At 54.7% G+C, this 19069-nt stretch carries 15 protein-coding genes, 2 pseudogenes and 1 riboswitch; of the genes and pseudogenes, 6 read left to right on the top strand and 11 right to left on the bottom strand.

The window, feature by feature from the left end; translation table 11 throughout:
• Positions 1-24: 24 nt before the first annotated feature.
• Positions 25-1596 carry a TROVE domain-containing protein gene (locus HMPREF1028_RS05895; RefSeq protein WP_036529267.1) on the bottom strand — a complete coding sequence of 524 codons (1572 nt, stop codon included), beginning with the start codon at positions 1594-1596 and terminating at the stop codon, positions 25-27.
• A gap of 874 nt (positions 1597-2470) precedes the next feature.
• Between HMPREF1028_RS05895 and HMPREF1028_RS05890 the strand changes: the two genes are divergently transcribed.
• Both HMPREF1028_RS05890 and rtcR read left to right on the top strand, forming a co-directional pair.
• Positions 2471-3226, top strand: coding sequence for a tRNA(His) guanylyltransferase Thg1 family protein (locus tag HMPREF1028_RS05890; protein WP_009311869.1), 756 nt, complete (start codon positions 2471-2473; stop codon positions 3224-3226).
• Positions 3227-3239: 13 nt separating this feature from the next.
• Positions 3240-4871 carry an RNA repair transcriptional activator RtcR gene (gene rtcR, locus HMPREF1028_RS05885; protein WP_009311868.1) on the top strand — a complete coding sequence of 544 codons (1632 nt, stop codon included), beginning with the start codon at positions 3240-3242 and terminating at the stop codon, positions 4869-4871.
• A 175-nt stretch (positions 4872-5046) separates the two neighbouring features.
• Here rtcR and HMPREF1028_RS05880 read toward each other — a convergent pair whose 3' ends face one another.
• From HMPREF1028_RS05880 to HMPREF1028_RS05850, 7 genes are all read right to left on the bottom strand, one after another.
• Complete coding sequence (locus HMPREF1028_RS05880) at positions 5047-5502, bottom strand: hypothetical protein (protein WP_009311867.1); 456 nt, start codon at positions 5500-5502, stop codon at positions 5047-5049.
• A gap of 286 nt (positions 5503-5788) precedes the next feature.
• Complete coding sequence (locus tag HMPREF1028_RS05875) at positions 5789-7075, bottom strand: F390 synthetase-related protein (RefSeq protein ID WP_009311866.1); 1287 nt, start codon at positions 7073-7075, stop codon at positions 5789-5791.
• A 58-nt stretch (positions 7076-7133) separates the two neighbouring features.
• Positions 7134-7958 (bottom strand): MBL fold metallo-hydrolase, encoded by an 825-nt coding sequence (locus HMPREF1028_RS05870; RefSeq protein ID WP_009311865.1) that lies wholly within the window; start codon positions 7956-7958, stop codon positions 7134-7136.
• 4 nt (positions 7959-7962) lie between these two features.
• Positions 7963-8943, bottom strand: coding sequence for an NAD(P)-dependent oxidoreductase (locus HMPREF1028_RS05865; RefSeq protein WP_009311864.1), 981 nt, complete (start codon positions 8941-8943; stop codon positions 7963-7965).
• On the bottom strand, positions 8940-9944 hold the full coding sequence (locus tag HMPREF1028_RS05860) for a 3-oxoacyl-[acyl-carrier-protein] synthase III C-terminal domain-containing protein (RefSeq protein WP_009311863.1): 1005 nt from the start codon (positions 9942-9944) through the stop codon (positions 8940-8942). The genes HMPREF1028_RS05865 and HMPREF1028_RS05860 overlap by 4 nt, the downstream gene beginning before the upstream one ends.
• A gap of 256 nt (positions 9945-10200) precedes the next feature.
• Complete coding sequence (locus HMPREF1028_RS05855) at positions 10201-10896, bottom strand: LrgB family protein (RefSeq protein WP_009311862.1); 696 nt, start codon at positions 10894-10896, stop codon at positions 10201-10203.
• 12 nt (positions 10897-10908) lie between these two features.
• A complete protein-coding gene (locus HMPREF1028_RS05850; protein ID WP_009311861.1) occupies positions 10909-11388 on the bottom strand; it encodes a CidA/LrgA family protein in 480 nt (159 codons plus the stop codon).
• 14 nt (positions 11389-11402) lie between these two features.
• On the opposite strand from HMPREF1028_RS05850, the gene HMPREF1028_RS05845 reads away from it, so the two are divergent.
• Positions 11403-12287 carry a LysR family transcriptional regulator gene (locus HMPREF1028_RS05845; RefSeq protein WP_009311860.1) on the top strand — a complete coding sequence of 295 codons (885 nt, stop codon included), beginning with the start codon at positions 11403-11405 and terminating at the stop codon, positions 12285-12287.
• Positions 12288-12325: 38 nt separating this feature from the next.
• On the opposite strand, the gene thiC is transcribed toward HMPREF1028_RS05845, so the two are convergent.
• The gene (gene thiC, locus HMPREF1028_RS05840) at positions 12326-14227 is read right to left on the bottom strand and encodes a phosphomethylpyrimidine synthase ThiC (protein WP_009311859.1); all 1902 of its coding nucleotides are present in this window, start codon (positions 14225-14227) and stop codon (positions 12326-12328) included.
• Between the two features lie 92 nt (positions 14228-14319).
• Positions 14320-14419: riboswitch (TPP riboswitch) on the bottom strand.
• 199 nt (positions 14420-14618) lie between these two features.
• Between thiC and HMPREF1028_RS05835 the strand changes: the two genes are divergently transcribed.
• From HMPREF1028_RS05835 to HMPREF1028_RS05825, 3 genes and pseudogenes are all read left to right on the top strand, one after another.
• Positions 14619-15746, top strand: coding sequence for a Gfo/Idh/MocA family oxidoreductase (locus HMPREF1028_RS05835; protein ID WP_009311858.1), 1128 nt, complete (start codon positions 14619-14621; stop codon positions 15744-15746).
• Positions 15740-16401: pseudogene (locus HMPREF1028_RS05830) on the top strand (NAD(P)H-dependent oxidoreductase). The gene HMPREF1028_RS05835 and the pseudogene HMPREF1028_RS05830 overlap by 7 nt, the downstream one beginning before the upstream one ends.
• Positions 16402-16459: 58 nt before the next feature.
• Complete coding sequence (locus tag HMPREF1028_RS05825; protein WP_009311855.1) at positions 16460-17191, top strand: class I SAM-dependent methyltransferase; 732 nt, start codon at positions 16460-16462, stop codon at positions 17189-17191.
• A gap of 244 nt (positions 17192-17435) precedes the next feature.
• Here the strand turns inward: HMPREF1028_RS05825 and HMPREF1028_RS05820 are convergent, their stop codons facing one another.
• Together HMPREF1028_RS05820 and HMPREF1028_RS14625 are read right to left on the bottom strand one after the other, a co-directional pair.
• A complete protein-coding gene (locus HMPREF1028_RS05820) occupies positions 17436-18755 on the bottom strand; it encodes an MFS transporter (RefSeq protein ID WP_009311854.1) in 1320 nt (439 codons plus the stop codon).
• 145 nt (positions 18756-18900) lie between these two features.
• Positions 18901-19069 (bottom strand): annotated as a pseudogene (locus HMPREF1028_RS14625) (TrkH family potassium uptake protein); the annotation flags it as partial.

Raw genomic sequence — 19069 nt, 5'->3', positions numbered from 1 at the left:
CCTTATTTTCAGACGACCCCTTGGCTAATTTACCGCCGCCAGCTCGGTTTTCTCAATCTCTTCCACCCAGAAATCCGCGCCCATACCTTGCTCGGCGAACGATCCGATGAGCGTGAACACTTGGTCGGAGAAGCCCCCGATGTTCAAGATGTCATGGCGGTTTTGCGCCTGTGCGGTGGTGTAGGGTTGGATGTCCAAGCAGACGAGTTTGGCTTCGGGGCAGCGTTGTTTCAGGATGTCCCATTCTTTCATCAGGCCGGTTTTGCCGCCCCATTGTCCGAGGTCTGCCCAGCTTTCGTTATCAGACACGATGACGACCAAATCCACATCGGCTTTTTCGCGGTTCAGCATGGCGAGCGGTGCGCTGCATGCCGTTCCGCCGCCGCCGATATTGGCGAGTTTTTGGGCGTTGGTCATGATGCTGTCGCGCGGGTTGAGCTGTACGTTTACCGTGATTTGTTCAAACGGTATCACGCGGGCTTTCGGATTGGTGCGCAACATGGCGGCGGACACGAGCGCGGCGATGTCGATACAGCGGGTTCTGCTGGTCGCGCTGCCGCGATAGCCGGTGGACGGGCTGTGCATGGAGCCGGAGACGTCCGGGCAAACCACGACTTTGCCTCGGATGGCCGGTACGTTTTGTACGGCGGTTTCCATCGCATCTTGCAGGGCTTCGCGGATTTCAAACGGCATCTGTTCGGATGTTGCCTGATACGCGGTCAGCAATTGGTAAGGCAGGACGCGGGCGCGGCGGATGGCGGTTTGGTCGCGCAGTTTTTCTGCCACCATTTTGATGTTTTTGCTTTTCGCAAACACATCATGGCGTAGGAAAGTGTTCAGGTTTTGGCGAACCTGCTGCCATGAGCCGTTGCGGGCGATTTGCGCCCAGTTGCCGCTGTTCAATTCCAAGGCAGTGAGCATTTGGAAGGGAACGTCGGGCAATGCGCCTTGGCGGCTTTGTTTGTAGTCTTCAAAGGCGCGGGTGATGGGCGGCAATGCTTCGCGGTCGTACGGTTTGCCGATAAGCCACGCAAACCAGGCGGCACGCCATGCTTCACGCGGTTTGGGATGCACCATTTTGACCACATCCGCCAGCGACGGAGCATTGCCGATAGCGGCGTTCAACAGTTGTTTTTCGGTAGCGGTCAAAAGCCAGGTCTGCATCAGTTTTTTCGGACGGTTGCCGAAGGACTTTCTGCCGACTGCGCCGCTGCGGATGATTTGCGCGAAGTTGCGCAACATTTTACCGTTGTCCGCCACTTGGTCGAACACGCGGGCAAGCATGTTCACGTCTTTTTGCGCCAATACGGCAAGCAACAGCGCGGGCATGTCTTTCATGAAGCCTTTTTGACGGGCGTACACGGCGGTTTTGGCGATAAACTCGGCATTCAGGTTTTCTGCCAATTCCAATACTTGCTCAAGCTGGTCTTGCGCATCGGTGTAGTAGGTGCTGTTCAGGCAGCCGGTGGCGGCAAGTTGGGCGAGCTGTTGCTTGGGTGTCAGCGTATAGGCGATGCTGCCTGCTTCGTTGCGGGTGTCGGCAGCGGTCAAACGGGTTTTAACGGATTGGAACAAGGTGGTGTTAGCCATTTTCATTTCCTTTCGTGTTGTTGGTTTTGGGTGGTCTGAACTGTTCAGACGACCTCGAATGGGTGGCAGCGCAGCGGCTAATATTTGAAGGGATACGTTTTTTTAACGTGGAAGGTTAATGTAATCCCTTCAGGCATCCGCCTGCTGCCGTAAAAAAAGGTGGGCGGCTAGATTGGCAGGATTTACGCCGTTTCCGGCGGCGGGAATCGAACCCGCAATAACCGATCTAATGTAATCCTGCCGGCATCCGCCCGTAAGGGGTGGTACATCTGGCAACAAGGAGTAGAGAAATTTTTACGCGCTCTATCCTCTGAGCTACTCTGCCATAGTTGGCGGCAGAGGCGGGATTCGAACCCGCGACCTCGAGCGTTAGCAGGCTGTAATTCCTCCTGCATTTGCCGAATGTACCTAAAACGGTTTTCATCGTAGGTCGTCTGAAAAGTTTCAGACGACCTTGAGTGATCAAGCGATACAGCAAGCCATCAGCCATTCAGGGAAACAAGGCTGGCATTTGCCTGCTGAATCAGAAAAGGTGGGCGACTAGAAAAACAAGACGTCAACGCCTATTAGGCGAGGCAGGAGTCGAACCTGCAGAAACCTTGTAGTCTTGTCGGCATTCGCCCTGTAACGACACGGCAGCTAAAAATTTACGGAAAATTCTTTCCTATAGAACTGTATTTCCCGCAGCATCTGCTGCATCGTTACATTTACAACATAGCCAACAGCGTGCCAACGATAAAAAAATTTCAAAATTAATTTTTAATTTATTGAATATAAAGAAAATATATTTTAATTTGGTCTTTTGCGGCAAAAAGCGTAGAATGCTGAAAAATATATTTTTAGATAGATTTATAGAAAATAAGATATTTAAGGAGATGTGATGCGATTCGATGATTTGGACAAACGCCTGCGGCAATACGAAACCGCTTACGATTTCTGCGTGCCGCAGGAAAATTTCATCGTAGTGCGCTTGGACGGGCGCGGCTTTACGCGGTTGACTAAGGAGGTTTGGCAGTTTGAAGCCCCGTTCGATATCCGCTTCCGCGACCTGATGGCACACACCGTCCAGCATTTGATGCAGTGCGGTTTCAATGTGGCGTATGGCTATTCCGAAAGCGATGAAATTTCGCTGCTGTTGCGCCGCGACGACGATACGTTCAAACGCAAAACGCGCAAAATCATTTCGGTATTGGCGGGCGAAGCCAGCGCTGCCTTTTCGGTAGCGCACGGGCAACCTGCCGCTTTTGATGCACGGGTTTGCGTTTTACCGAACGAAAAACTGGTGGTCGATTATTTCCGTTGGCGGCATGAAGACGCGCACCGCAACGCGCTCAACGCCCACTGCTATTGGATGCTGCGCAGAAAAGGCGAAAGCGTGTCCCGCGCCACGGATGCCGTCAGCGGGCTGACACGCGCTCAAAAACACGATTTGCTGTTTGAAAATAACATTAATTTCAACGAACTGCCCGCGTGGCAGAAACGCGGCTTCGGCGTGTATTTTCAGACGACCTTGAAAGAGGGCTTCAACCCGCAAACCAAAGAGAACGTGCAGGCGGAACGCCAAATTTTACATACGGATTTCGAGCTGCCTTTGGGCGACGGTTACGGCGCATTTGTCTTGGAAAGAATCGTTTAGAGGTCGTCTGAAAATGAATACTGCACCCAAAAAACAAGTCGCCGTCAGCTTTCTCGGTACGGTATTGGACAGCGGTTTCGGTCAAGGGCGTTGGCAGAAGTGGCGGCCGAATGTCGCCATGAATCAGCGTCATGATTTCCATCTTGACCGCATGGAGCTGTTTTATGCGGAAAAATACCGCGATCTGGCGGATCATGTAAAAGCCGATATTCAGCAGGTGTCGCCGCACACCGTTGTCAATCTCGTGCCTATGGAGTTGGAAAACCCGTGGGATTTTTCCGAGGTTTATACCAAGCTGCACGATTGGGCGGCGGGCTATACGTTTGATACTGAAGAAGAAACTTATCTCACCCACATCACCACGGGTACGCACGTTGCGCAAATCTGCCTGTTTTTATTGGTGGAATCGCGCCAAATCCCCGGTGTGCTGTTGCAGACTGCTCCGCCGAAAAACCAAAGGCGCAGCATGGGGAAAGGCGATATCGGCGGTTATGAAATCATCGATTTGGATTTGGCGCGTTACGATGTGCTTGCCGAACGCCTTGCCGCCGTGCGCGATGACGCGGTGCGCTACCTGAAAAGCGGTATCTCCACCCAAAACGCCGCCTTCAACCGCATGATTGCCGAAATCGAACAAGTCGCGCTGCATTCCCCGTCGCCGATTCTGCTCTCCGGCCCTACCGGCGCGGGCAAATCGATGCTGGCGCGCAGGATTTTCGAGTTGAAAAAGGTGCGCCACTTGATTAAAGGCGAGTTTGTCGATGTGAACTGCGCCACCTTGCGCGGCGACGGCGCGGCTTCCGCCCTGTTCGGACACAAAAAAGGCGCGTTTACCGGTGCGGCGGAAAAGCGTGAAGGCTACCTGAAAACCGCCGATGGCGGCGTGCTGTTTTTGGACGAAATCGGCGAATTGGGCTTGGATGAGCAGGCCATGTTGCTCAAAGCCATTGAAGAAAAACATTTTTATCCCGTCGGCAGCGACAAGGAAGTGCAAAGCAGTTTCCAGCTTATTGCCGGTACCAACCGCGACCTGCGGCGGGAAATCCGCGCCAGACGCTTCCGCGAAGACCTGTTTGCCCGCATCAATATCTGGAACTACCCGCTGCCCGCACTTGCCGACCGCCGCGAAGACATCGAGCCGAACATCGAACACCAGCTCGCGCTCGCTTCGCAGGAACTCGGTCGCGCCACCCGTTTCAATAAAGAAGCCCTGTCCGCCTACCTTGCCTTTGCCCATTCAAACGAAGCCCGATGGCGCGGCAATTTCCGCGACCTTGCCGCCAGCATCATGCGCCTGGCCACGCTTGCCCCGCAGGGCAGGATACAGGCGGAGCAAGTAGCGGCGGAAATTGAGCGGCTCAAATGGTTATGGGCTGAAGAGGCGGATTCAGACGACCTTTTACACAAGGGGTCGTCTGAAAAGGCGGATAACTACCCCGACAAAATCGATTGGGAAAATTTGGATTTGTTTGACCAGTTGCAATTGCAGAACGTGATTGACGAATGCCGCAAACACCAAAACATGGCGCAGGCGGGAAGGGCATTGTTTCATGTTTCCCGAAACAGCCGTGCCAAAACCAATGACAGCGACAGGCTGCGCAAATATTTGCAGAAATTCGGTTTGGAGTGGGGCGATATCGGGTAGTAGATGAGGCTTGAACCGAGCGGGTTGGGGCTGGAGAGGTTTTTATTTCGATTGGCTGGTATTAGGAAGGGTCGTCTGAAAAACTGTTCTCAAGATTCACTGAGTTCGTTTTAGCTCCGCATAAACTGACTGCGTCCGTTTTCAGACGACCTTTTACTTTGTGGCGGGGATGTATTTATGGTTTGGTCAGATAAGGATATAGATCCATACGTGCGTCTTGGCGTACGGCTAAATAGTCCGGTGCATAAAACCTCATCCCAGTGCCGTGATAAAGGCATTTTTGCTGAGGATCAGGATACAGTCCGCCACCTAAATAGCCGATTTCTAGCGGGTGCTGATTGGCAGCATACTGTTTCAACACTGCGGCAGCAGCTTGTGTTTGTTCGGCGGTGGGATGGTCGCCAGCTTGTCTCAGACCAAGCAGATCCCAAAAGGTTTTTCTAGGAGGAGTAATACGGATATTGTATGTCGTACATCCATCGTCATAAATTAGGTGTTCTATTTGGCGGACGGAAATTTGATAGTAACCGTGGCTGCCTACAATACTGAGGACTTGGGCTTTTGAAGAATCACCGCCTGCATAGGCTGCTAACGGAAACGATAGGAAGAAGAGGGGGATAAGGTGGCGCATAAGGTTTAGGTCGTCTGAAAGAGTGTTGGGCGTTACTGCAAGTTTAACATGACAGGTATTACGGAAAGTATAGTGGATTAAATTTAAACCAGTACGGCGTTGCCTCGCCTTGCCGTACTATTTGTACTGTCTGCGGCTTCGTCGCCTTGTCCTGATTTTTGTTAATCCACTATATTACGGAAAGTAGGAAGGTCAGGTATGGCGTTTTCTTTTTACTGGAAGGGTCGTCTGAAATTTTTCAGACGACCTTTTTGTCTTTGCTTGGAAAGATAACGCATTAAAACAATTACGGATTTTCGCTATGCGGGGAAATTTTCGTCACGCGTCGGCGTTTTTGGTGCAGGGGGCGGGTTTGTTCCGGCTGGAAAACGTAATCGAAAGGGCGAAGTTGCAGCGTCTGCCACAGGCGGTCCAGGTTGCGGGTGGCGGCGGCGCGGGTTTGTTCTGTGTCGGGCGTGAGGAAAATATGCAGGGCTTTGCCGTGTTGCTCGACGCGGTATTCTTGGATGAGGTCGTCTGAAATCATGGCGCGGCGGATGAAGTCGGCGTAGAGGGAGTAAGGTTCGCCGTTTGCCGTGCGTGCGTCGAGGATGTCGTCGCAGCGTCCTTCGATGGTGCTGATGCGGGCGAATGCGCTGCCGCAGGGGCAGGGGGCGTCGTTGGCAATCAAAACGTCGTCGAGGCGGTAGCGGATGACGGGTTGGCTTTTGCGGTTGAAGTCGGTGATGATGGGGGCGAAGCGGCCGCTTTCGCGGTCTATCCAGTCTTTTTCGATATAGACCATGTCTTCGTTCAGATGCAGGTTGCCGTGGGCGCAGGTGTGGGCGAGGAAGCCTTCGGTGCATTGGTAGATTTGATGAACCGGCGTGCCGAAGCGTTGTTCGATGCGGGTTTTGACTTGCGGTTCTAAAACTTCGGCAACGGAGATGATTTTTTTGGGGTGTATGGCGAGGTCGGGATGCTGGGCAAGCTGCTGCAATACTTGGGCGGGGGCGATGAGGATGGTGGGCTTTTGCGCGTTGAGTCTTGGGATGTGCGCGTCCAAGGCTTCGAGCAGGTCGTAAAAATCAAAGCGTATCAGCGGGCTTTTGACGGCGGTGTAGAGGTTGCTGTTGGCGCGCAGGAAGAAGGCGATGCTGTGGCGGGCAAGGTAGGGGCGGGGCAGCATGCGTTTGAGCATATAGCCTGCCCACAGGGCGGACTCTTCGGGGGAAACGAGGAATATGCCCCTGTTGCCGCTGGTGCCGGAGGAAAGCCCGACGGTGATTTCTTTGCCCGAGGTCGTCTGAAAAACGGGGCTGAAGTCGCGGCTTTCTTCGGCTTTGAGCGCGACGGAGAGGGCGTCTTTTTCGCTGATGTCGTAGGCGTTGATGTCGGCAAAATGCTGCATGAAGATGCGTTTGTTGATAACGGGGTAGTCTTGCAGCTTGGCGCTGTGGGGGTAGAAGCGGCTGTTGTGGTTCGTTAAAAGGCGGTCGAGCTGTTTTTGCTGGTGTGCTTCAAGGGCGGCGCGTTCCGTGTAGTTTCGTGTGTGGAAAAAGGATTTGAGGATTTGCCATTTTGAAGGTTTCATGGTGTGTTCTTTGGGGCGGTTGAGGGGCTTTGCTCGTCGGGTTTTCAGACGACCTGCTTTAATCCAAACCTTCCATGCCCAAGCGCCGCAAGGTGGGTTCGCAATGGCTGGGAACGAGGATGATTTCGTGGTTGCGGCGGTGGAGGTCTTGCAGGCGGTCTATGGTGGCTTGGACGGCGGTGCGGTTTTGGGCGATAAGGCCGGTAATGGGGTTGGGGCGGCGGTTGTGGCTGATGGTCGCAAACCGCCAAACGGCGTCGGCAATCAGGAAAAATTCTCCGGCTATCAGCCCGTATTGTCCGGCGGCATGGCCGGGCAGGGCGACGGCAATCAAATCGGCACTGATGCGGTAGCCTTGTTCAAACGGGTAAAACGCTTCGTCAAGGCGGACTTCGGGCATATCTTCGATAAAGCGGGCGCGCTGCGGCAGGTCTTGGGGCAACAGCTCGCGCAGGAAGCCTTGTTTGACTTCGATGATGCGGTTGGTCAGGCTTTCGGGTTTGTCGGTACGGTAAACAAAATCGTAGGCGGCGCGGGAAAGGATGATTTCCGCGTCGGGGAAGTCTTTGAGGCCGGCAATATGGTCGGCGTGCAGGTGGGACAGGAAGATTTGGTTGATGTCGTGCGCGGCATCGCCCAAACGCTCGCGTATGGTCGGTTGGCTGAGGGTGACGGGCGTGGTCAGCGCGTAAAATTTCTCGGGAAATCGGCGGCAGGCTTGGAAAAAGCGGGGCGCGTAGCCGGTATCGAACAGCAGGTTGCCGCCTTGGTGGGTGATGTGGGCGGTCATGGCGGGAAAGGCGGCTTTACGCAGGCTGCCGCCCCGTTCGACCATACATTCGGGATGGGTGCAGTAGCCGGTGTGGTAGAAACGGATGTCCATAGCTTCAGCCTTTCAAGGAGCGGGCGTATTGCCGCAGTCCGTCGGCAACGCTGATTTGGGGTTCGTAGCCGAGCAGCGAACGGGCGCGGCTGATGTCTAGGGTTTGGTCGAAAGAAATCGTGCCTATGCTATAACGGGTGACGAGGGGTTCGCGAAAGGAACGGGTCAGCCGTGCCTGCGTTTCCAGTAGGCGGGCAACGCTGTCAATCAGGCGGTAGGAGACGGGTTTCAGACGACATCCGAGATGCAGGGTATCGATGATTTGCCGGTAGAGTGCGGTGATGGTTTGCGGTTCGCCGTTGGTGATGTTGAACGGCATGGCGCGGGGGACATCGGCTTCAGCTGCCAACAGAAGGGCATGGACGACGTTGCCGACGTAGGTAACGTCCACTAATGCGCCGCCTGCTTCGCGGCCGCTGCGCCGAATCAGCGGCAGAAAGCCTTTTTCGGAGATTTTGAGCAGGCGCGGCAGGACGGCGGTATCGTATTCGCCGAAAATGCCGCGCGGACGGATGATGACACTGGAGAGGTCGGTGGCGGCGGCAACTTCTTGTTCGGCAAGGAATTTGGTGTAAGCGTAGTCGTTGACGAAGTGGCGGCTGATAAAGGTTTCGGGGACTTTATGCTGGTCGAGGTAGTCGAAATAGATGCTGGGCGTGGAAACGTGTACCAGCTTGCCGATATGGTGGTGCCGCATCGCCGCTAAGACATTTTGCGTGGCGGTCACATTGGCGCGGTAGAAATCTTCGTAACGCCCCCATGGCGAGGACAGTGCGGCGCAATGGAACACGATATCGGCATCGGAAAATGCCTTCAGGGTCTGATTGCGGTCGGACAAATCGAAGGCGTGAAATTCCGTATCCAGCATTTTGCCGATTTCGGCATTGCGCCCGCAGGCGGCTACCTGCCAGCCTTGGGCAAGCAGCGTCTGCACAAGGTTGCGCCCCAGTCCGCCGGTCGCGCCGGTGACGATGGCCTTTTTCATGGTTTTTCCCAAACCAGTGCGCCCAAGCCCACGCCTGCGGATGTGCCGAACAGCAAAACTTTATCGCCCGAGCGGACGGGGAAGTCGGTCAGCAGGTGGTGCAGCGCGGAGGGGATGGAGGCGGAGATTTGGTTGCCGTGGGTGTTGAAAATATCGACGATTTTAGCCGGATCGAGTTTCAGACGACTGATGATGTGTTGCAAAGCGCCGCGGCTTGCCTGATGCGGAACGATCCAGTCTATGTCTGCCAACGTCAAATCTGCCTGCGCCAAAGTTTCATCCAAAAAGCCGGGTATGGCTTCTGCGGCAAGCTTGTAGAGCTTTTTGCCGTTCATGTGGAAATAGGCTTGGGAGACATAGCTTTCAGGATGTTTGGACGGATGGTTTTCATAGCCGCCCGCAGGAATGGTGCAAAATTCGTAGCCTTCGGGATGTACCTCGAATTTGCTCGTCAGCACGCCGCCGCGTTCAGACGACCTGATGACTGCCGCCGCCGCACCGTCGCCGAAAATGGTCGAACTGTGAAAATCGTTCCAGTCCAAGCCGACAGAGGCGACATCGCAGCTGAGCAATAAAATGGTGGGATATTTGTGTAACAGCGAATCCGCCAAATCCAAGCTGCGTAAGAACGACAAACAGGTCATGTTGACGTCGAATGCGGCAATCGGGCGAGCGGGCTTCAGCAGCCGTAATGTATGCGCGGCGTTGAAGGGAATGCATTGACGGTCGATGCCCGAAGCGTTGATGACGCAGTCCACATCGTCAATCGTGATGCCTGCCGCCGCCAGCGCATTTTTTGCGGCTTGAAGCTGCATCGCATCGGCAGATTCGTCATCCGCCAGAAAGTAGCGTTGCGCCAAGCCGCTGAGTTTTTCGGTGCGGCCTTCTTTGATGCCGAGCAGGGCGTCGATTTCGGTGGAAGGGACCAGCCGCGAAGGCAGTCCTTTGCCTGTACCGATGATGTTGAGACGGAGGGATGGGTTCGGATGAGTCGTTTGCATAATATATCCGCTAGTGAGTAATACTTCAGCATAGTATTAATATTTTGTCATTGTCAACGTTTATATCCGCGGCAAACTCAAAAAAAGGTCGTCTGAAAACCTGTAAACGGCTTTTCAGACGACGTTGCCAATATCTTTGTATAGTGGATTAAATTTAAATCAGGACAAGGCGACGAAGCCGTAGACAGTACAGATAGTACGGCAAGGCGAGGCAACGCCGTACTGGTTTAAAGTTAATCCACTATAAAACTGCCGTTCAGCCCATCAGCCAAACCACCAAATGCACCATGCTCGGCCCGATGATGACCATAAACAGCCCCGCCAAAATCATGGTCAGGCTCGCCATCACGCCTTCGGTTTCGTGGCGTTGTCCGGCGCGGGAAGTGCCGAAGCCGTGGGCGGCGTTGCCCAGTGCGACACCGTTGGCGGTGTGGAAGCGGATGCGGGTGAACGCCAAAAACAAATCGCCGAATATCATGCCGACGAAGCCGGTGATGATGGTGAATAGCGATACCAGCGACGCCGAGCCGTGGATTTCACTTGCCAATACGACGGCAAACGGCGTGGAAATCGAGCGCGCCATCAGGCTGTTGGTGACTTCGCTGTCGAAGTGGAACATATTGCCCATCAAAAACGCGCTGGCCACGCCGACGAACATGCCGACCAAAATCGCTATCGACAGGATGGGAAGCTGGCGGCGGATGACCTCGCGGTTTTCATAAATCGGAATGGCGAAGGCGACCGTTACCGGCGTGAGCAGGAAAACGATGCCTTGCGTGTATTTGTGGTAAGTGTCGTAGGAAATGCCCAAAAGCAGCATCAGGACGATGGTGCTGACCGAGACGGTCACGACGGGCGAGAAAATCATCAGCGGTTTTTTGCGGTAGATTTTTTTCGCCATAAAATAGGCGAAGCAGGTCCAAGCGAAGCAGGCAAGCGCGGCGTAATCCATTTTTGTTCCCTATCAGGCGTGCAGTTTTTTATACAGGCGGCGTTTCCAGCGGTAGCAGAAATTCAGCGTCAACGCCGTGCTGATCATCACCAACGCAGTGCCGACCGCAATCGTCAGCACCAGCCGCCAACCTTCGGAAAGAAGCAAATCGCGGTATTGCAATACGGAAACCATAATCGGAATAAAGAAAAACACCAACTCGCCCAAAACCCATTTCGCGCCGCGCTCGACCATGCCGGTTTTAATCACGCCCAAACCCAACAGCGCAAGCATCAAAAACAGCCCCAATACGCCCGAAGAAACAGGCAGATGGGCAAAGCGCACCATCAAATCCGACACCAGCCACACCAAGCCGACCATGGCAAGCTGCAAGGTCGTCTGAAAAAATCGCGTCAGCGTATCCATAAGGTTTATCCATCCGTAATCCAAAACGAAGGCTTGATTATAAGGACGCAGTTTGCGCATAATATGAATTATCTGCATCAAAATCATGCATGAGAGGAATAATGGACTTCAAAAGCCTGCACTGTTTCGCCGAACTCGTGCGCCTGCAAAGTTTTTCTGCCGCCGCATCCGCACTCAACCTGACCCAACCCACCGTCAGCAAAACCATACAGGCATTGGAAGAAGAGCTGGGTGTGCCGCTGCTGGTTAAAGAAAACGGCCGCAAAAAACGCCAGGTCGCCACCACACCCATCGGCGAAGAAGTGTACCGCCACGCGCTGAACCTCCTGCACGAACGCGACCTGCTGCTCGCCCGCATCGACGGTTACCGCCACATCAAAAGCGGCACGCTGCGGCTGGGTTTGGCACTGCTCGGCAGCGACCTGCTCAGCAACGCCCTGTTCCGCTTCCGCCGCCAATGGCCCGGCATCGAACTGACCTTCCTCGAACAAGGTTCGCTCGCCATCGAGCAATCCCTGCGCAACAACGAACTCGACGCCGGACAACTGCTCGCCCCCGTTCACGAAGACTTCGACAGCATCGTCCTGTGCGATTACCCGCTCGTCGTCCTCATGCCGCGCACCCAAGCCCGCCATGCCGCCCTCAGCCTCAAAAGCCTGCAACACGAACCGTTTATCCTCTTCGGCTCAGGATTTTCCCTCAACGAAACCATCCAAACCGCCTGCCGCAGCCAAGGCTTCACCCCCAACGTCGTCTGCCGCACCGGACAATGGGATCTGCTCGCCGACATGGTGGCGCACCATATGGGTATCGCCCTTCTGCCCGAATACTACGCCCGCAAAATCAACCCCGACACCTTCGCCGCCGTCCCGCTGACCGAACCCGAAATCCGCTGGCAACTGACCATGGCGTGGAAAAAACACCAGCGTCCCACCCCCGCGCTCAGGGCTTGGCTGGACATCGTCAGGGAAGAGTTCAGGAAATAGAAAAAGGTCGTCTGAAAACTTTTCAGACGACCTTTTTATCAACTGTAAATCTCAGCCCCTTTCTTCACAAACTCGACCGCTTTTTCTTCCATGCCCTGCCGCTGGGCTTTTTGCTTGTCGGCGTAGTCGCGTACTTCCTGCGTGATTTTCATCGAGCAGAATTTGGGGCCGCACATTGAGCAGAAGTGGGCGATTTTTGCGCCTTCGGCAGGTAGGGTTTCGTCGTGGAAGCTCTCGGCGCGTTCGGGGTCGAGGCTTAAGCGGAATTGGTCGCGCCAGCGGAACTCGAAACGCGCCTTGCTCAGAGCGTTGTCGCGTAATTGTGCGCCCGGCCAGCCTTTGGCGAGGTCGGCGGCGTGGGCGGCGAGTTTGTAGGTGATGATGCCGGTGCGCACGTCTTCTTTGTCGGGCAGGCCGAGATGCTCTTTCGGGGTAACATAGCAGAGCATGGCTGTGCCGTACCAGCCGATATTGGTCGCGCCTATGCCTGAGGTGATGTGGTCGTAGCCGGGGGCGATGTCGGTAACGAGCGGGCCGAGTGTGTAGAAAGGCGCTTCAAAGCAGTGTTGCAGCTCTTCGGTCATGTTTTCTTTGACGCGTTGCAACGGCACATGGCCGGGGCCTTCGATCATGACTTGTACGTCGTGTTCCCACGCTTTGCCGGTCAATTCGCCCAAGGTGTGCAATTCAGCGAACTGCGCTTCGTCGTTGGCATCGGCAATGCAGCCGGGGCGCAGGCCGTCGCCGAGGCTGAACGACACGTCGTAGGCTTTCATGATTTCGCAGATTTCGTCGAAATGCGTGTAGAGGAAGTTTTCCTGATGGTGGGCGAGGCACCATTTCGCCATGATGGAGCCGCCGCGCGATACGATGCCGGTGAGGCGGTTGGCGGTCATCGGCACATAGCGTAGCAACACGCCCGCGTGTATGGTGAAATAGTCCACGCCTTGTTCCGCCTGCTCGATTAAGGTGTCGCGGAACAAATCCCAAGTCAAATCTTCGGCAATGCCGCCGGTTTTTTCCAAAGCCTGATAGATGGGCACGGTGCCGATGGGGACGGGCGCGTTGCGGATAATCCATTCGCGCGTCTCGTGGATATGCGCGCCGGTGGATAAATCCATAATCGTGTCCGCGCCCCAACGCAGCGACCACACCATTTTTTCGACTTCTTCGGTCAGGCTGGAGGTTACGGCGGAGTTGCCCAAGTTGCCGTTGATTTTGACGCGGAAGTTGCGGCCGATAATCATCGGTTCGAGTTCGGGGTGGTTGATGTTGGCGGGGATAATCGCGCGTCCGGCGGCAATTTCTTGGCGCACGAATTCAGGCGTGATTTGGTCGGGGTGGGTCGGGATATTTGCGCCGAAACTTTGCCCCGCGTGCTGTTTCAAGAGTTTGGCGTATTCGGGCCGTCTGAAAAGTTCGTCCAGCTTCATGCGTTCGCGTATGGCGGCAAACTCCATCTCCGGCGTGATGATGCCGCGGCGCGCATAGTGAAGCTGGGTTACGTTGCGACCTGCTTTGGCGCGGCGCGGGCGGGTGATTTGGTTGAAGCGCAGATGGGCGGTTTGCGGATCGTGTGCGCGTTCGATGCCGTATTCGCTGGAAAGCTTGGGCAGGATTTCGGTATCGCCGCGTTCGTCCAGCCATGCGGTGCGGACGTGCGGCAGGCCTTGTTTCAGGTCGATGTGTGCCGCCGGATCGCCGTACACGCCGCTGGTGTCATAGACGGGAATCGGCGGGTTGGCTTCCGTGCCTTGCGCCGTGTAGGTGTCGTCCTGACGGATTTCGCGCAAAGGCACGCGGATGTCTTCGCGGCTGCCTTGCAGATATACGCGTTCGGAGTTCGGATATTTGAAGCGGATGCCGATGTCTTCGCTCAAGTCGGCAAGCTCGCGCGCTTCGTTGCCGGAAGTTTTGGCGGTTTTCTTTGGCGTAGTCATAAAAAATGCTCCTGTTTTCTCGTTTGAAAAGAAGAAACAGGAGCGTTTTGCTTTTTCAGACGACCCCAATATCAAAAAAGGTCGTCTGAAAGACAGAATCCGTGAAAACTCCCCACGCAGGTATTATCCCGATCGGGTGTAAAGGGTATTTCTCAGCCGCCTGAACATCAGGCAGCACCCCTGTTTCGTAAGAGTAGGATTATAAACCACGATACGCATTTGTTGTAAATTAACTTCATATCAGCCTGAGTTTGAAAGGAAAGGGCCGACGGCGGAAAGCACACCCATATCCTGCCGCCCCGTCAAATTTTTCATGATTTTAGGTATCGGTTGAGGGCTGATTTATCTATAATCTTTTTCCGTTTTTTATAACTATATACGTCGTCTGAAAATGTCTGAAGCCATTCAAAACCGCAAAATCAAATTCGCCTTAGTCGGCTGCGGCCGTATTTCCAACAACCATTTTGGCTCGTTTGAGGTATTGCAAGAAGATTGCGAACTCGTTGCCGTGTGCGACATCGATCCTGCCGCGCTTGAAGCGGCGGTCAAGCGTACCGGCGCGAAAGGCTATGCCCGCTATACCGACATGCTGGCAGAAACCGATGCCGACGTAATCGTCATCACCACGCCGTCCGGCTTGCATCCCGAACAGGCGGTTGAGGCGTTGGAAGCGGGTTTTCACGTCGTCACCGAAAAACCGATGGCAACCTGCTTTGCCGACGGCGAACTTATGGTTCAAGCTGCCGACAAAGCGGGCAAACGTTTGTTTGTCGTGAAACAAAACCGTCTGAACGCCACGCTGCAACTGCTCAAACGCGCGGTCGCAGAACAACGCTTCGGCAAAATCTATATGGTGCATTTGAATGTTTTTTGGACGCGCCCGCAGTCGTATTACGACCAAGGGGGCGGTTGGCGCGGCACTTGGAAGATGGACGGAGGCGCATTCATGAATCAGGCTAGCCACTACGTCGATTTGATGGAATGGCTCATCGGCCCGGTGGCGGAAGTGCAGGCGATGATTGCGACCCACCGCAAAATTGAAGCCGAAGACACGGGCGTGATGAACCTCCGTTGGCGCGACGGCACGCTCGGCTCGATGGCGGTGACCATGTGTACCTATCCGAAAAACCTCGAAGGCTCGATTACCATTTTGGGCGAAACCGGCACGGTACGCATCGGCGGTATGGCGGTGAATGAAATTCAGGAGTGGAATTTTGCCGACGAGCGCGATTACGACGAACAGGTCAAAACCGCCAATTACGAAACCACGTCGGTGTACGGTTTCGGGCATCCGCTGTATTATCGGAATGTTGTCGATGTATTGCGCGGCAAAGCCGAGCCTATTGTCGATGGGCGCGAAGGCTTGAAATCGCTGGAGCTGATTAACGCCGCCTACCTTTCTGCACACAACCGTCAAACGGTTTCGCTGCCGCTGGTGTTGCAATCTTTGCGAACGTTTGACCATTCTGATTGTCCGAAAGGAAGCCCCTTCCATACTCAATCAAAGGAATCATCATGATACTGACCCGCGAACAAGCCCTCGAAATTTTCAAACGCCGCGTTTCCGTCCGCTACTACGACCCTGCGCGCAAAATCAGTGCCGAAGATTTTGCCGCCATCCTTGACTTCGGACGGCTTTCGCCCAGCTCCGTCGGCTGCGAGCCGTGGCAGTTTGTGGTCGTACAGAACGCAGCTTTGCGCGAAAAAATCAAACCCTTCGCTGGGGGATGCAGGCTTCCATTTCGGATGCCAGCCACGTCGTTTTCCTGTTGGCACGAAAACATGCCCGCTACGACAGCCCCGCTTTTGAAGAATTGATGGACAGACGCGGTCTGACTGCCGAAGAGCGGGCGGGCGCATTTGAACGCTACCGCCGTTTCCAAACCCACGATATGCCCATCGCCGACGACGAACGCGCCCTGTTTGACTGGGCAAGCAAGCAAACCTACATCGCGCTGGGCAATATGCTTACCGGCGCAGCAATGCTCGGCATTGATTCTTGCGCCATCGAAGGCATGGAGTATGCCGTAGTGGAAAAAATCCTTGCCGAAGACGGATTGCTCGACCCTGAACATTACGGATTGTCCGTCGCCGCAACCTTCGGCTACCGTGTGCGCGATATTTCTCCGAAACCGCGCCGTGATGCGTCGGAAACGGTAATTTGGGCGGAGTAGGGCGGCTTTTCAGACGGCCTAAAACCAAAGTCTATCCGTTTTTTTTAAGGAGCCGGTCATGGACAGCCAGGCACAACAATGGACGCAAACCCTGTCCCGCTATGTGGAACGCACAATCATGCCCGACGGGCGCGATACCTTTGAATCGACCCCGCTGCTGGCGCAGACGCTGTACCGCCTGTCGTCCCGCAAAGGCGGCAGCCTGGCAGACTTGGGCTGCGGTACGGGAAAATCGTTTGCGCCGTTTGTCGGACAATACGCGGATATTGTCGGAATCGACGCGGATGCAGCCAACTTGGCCGCCGCCCGACAGACTTGGGCGGGGCATTCGGAAATCAGGTTGGTAGAGGGTGAAATCGGGCGGGAAGACTTGCCCGGGTATGCCGCCGATACGGTACTGACTTCCCTGTTCCTGCACCAAATCCCGCCGGACAGACTGCCGCAGGCCTTGAAAACCATACGCCGTCTCTTGAAGCCTGACGGAGAGTGGCTGATGGCGGACGAGCTGATACTGTTTGACGCCGGACAGGATGCGGCCAAGTTTGACCGCGTGTACCGTTATCTGCTGGAACACACCGTCCCGCACGAGGTTTACGAACGGCAAATCAAACCCTATCTGCTTGAAAACCACATCTACACTTGGCGGGAAATGCAGGAAAACACTCCGCCGGAATACCGCTTCCGCTCCCTCGCCGAACTGGAAAAATTGCTTGCCGAGGCAGGGCTGTTTATTGAAACCGTCGAAGAAATCACGCCGTTTTTCGGTTGTTTAAAGATAAAGGCCGTCTGAAAACCATTCAGACAGCCTTTTATAGCAAACATAATTAACTTTCGATACTTCAGGGCTTCCGACCCCGTCATTCCCGCGTAGGCGGGAATCCATTTTTAAATTTTAGAAACTGTTTTTCAAATTAGGGTTTCTTAAGTTTTACGATGGATTCCCGCCTGCGCGGGAATGACGGAATTTGATGACATGCTGTATTTAAAGTTAAGTATGTTTGCTATACATCATTCATCAACGGGCAAAACGGCGTTTATCCGTTGATATCTTCCAGCGTCCTGCCTTTCGTTTCTTCGCCTAAAGCTAAAATCACCAATACAATCAGCATCATCACGCCGGCGAACATCATGAAAATATTGCCGAATCCGTCGCTGCCACCGACCATTTTGGCGACCACCATAGGCGCAAGGATACCGCCGATGCGTCCGATTGCGCCCGCCCAGCCGGAGGCGAAGGCACGGAAGCGGAGGGGGTAGAGTTCAGGTGTGTAGGTGTATAAAACGCCCCATGCGCCGAGGTTGAAGAACGACATCAGGCTGCCCCATGCCATGACTTCGGCGGCGCTGCTGCTTTGCCCGAAAAACCACGCGCAGACGGCGCAGGCGGCGAGAAAGCCCGCCAAAGTCGCTTTGCGCCCGATTTTTTCCACCAATGCCGCCGCCGCGATGTAGCCGGGCAGTTGCGCGACAATCATCACCAGCACATATTCAAAGGTTTTGACCACCGTATTGCCTTGTTCGACCAAGAGTTTCGGCAGCCAAGTAAAAATGCCGTAATAGGAAAATACAATGCCGAACCAAACCAGCCACAGCATCAGCGTGCGTCGTGCGAAAGGCTGTTGCCATAGTTGTATGAAACGGATGCGCTGTTTTTCCTTTTGCGGCGGTGCGATGGCCGTTGCGGTGGGCGTCATCCCCGTTTCTTCTTCCAAGCGGCTGACCAGCCGGTGCGCTTCGTCCGTTTTGCCTTGCGAGAGCAGGTAGGGTACGGATTCGGGTATGAATTTCAACACCAGCGGGATATACACAATCGGCAGCGCGCCGATTAAAAACGCGCTGTGCCAGCCGAATTTTGGGATAAAGAAATAGGAAGCGAGTGCTGCGGCAAGCCAGCCTAGCCCCCAAAAACTTTCCAGCAACACGATAAAGCGTCCGCGTACTTTCGGCGGGGCGTATTCGCTGACTAAGGACACCGCGACGGGGAGCTGCCCGCCCAGTCCTACGCCGACGAAGAAGCGGAAAAATAAAAGCGCGGACAGGTTGGGTGCAAACGCGCATAAACCCGTTGCTATGCTGTACACCGCCATCGTCCCGGCAAAAACGGTTTTCCTGCCGAAGCGGTCGGCAAACCAGCCGCTGATGACCGCGCCTAATGCCATGCCGACAAAGGAGATGCTGACAATCCAGCCCAATTGCGCAGGCTCAAGCGACCAGTCTTTGCCCAGCTCGGGCAGGATGAACGACACCAGCCCGGTATCCATCGCGTCAAACAGCCAGCCGATACCGACCAGCACCAAAAGCCTGTAATGAAACTTGCTCGGCGGCAAGTTTTGAAGGCGGGTAAGGATATCCATCGTATTTCCTTTGCGTTGCTTGTTTTGCTCTTGCAGTTTAACGCAGAGCCGCTCCTTTTCAAGGCTTGCCGCTTTGCACGCATGGCAAACCTGATAACAAAAAGGTCGTCTGAAAACCCGAAATCCGTTTTCAGACGACCCGTCTTTATTTTTTCCAATAAGCCGGTGTCAGCAAAATCAACACCGTAAAAATCTCCAAGCGGCCCAGCAGCATCACGGCAGAACACAGCCATTTCTGCACATCGCTCAATACCGCATAGCTGCCCGCCGGTCCGACCTCGCCCAAGCCCGGGCCCGCATTGGTAATACACGCA

This window comes from Neisseria sp. GT4A_CT1 (genome assembly GCF_000227275.1).
Lineage (GTDB): Bacteria > Pseudomonadota > Gammaproteobacteria > Burkholderiales > Neisseriaceae > Neisseria.
Note: the sequence above shows the minus strand (reverse complement) of the source record. Positions and strands in the feature narration are given on the sequence as shown.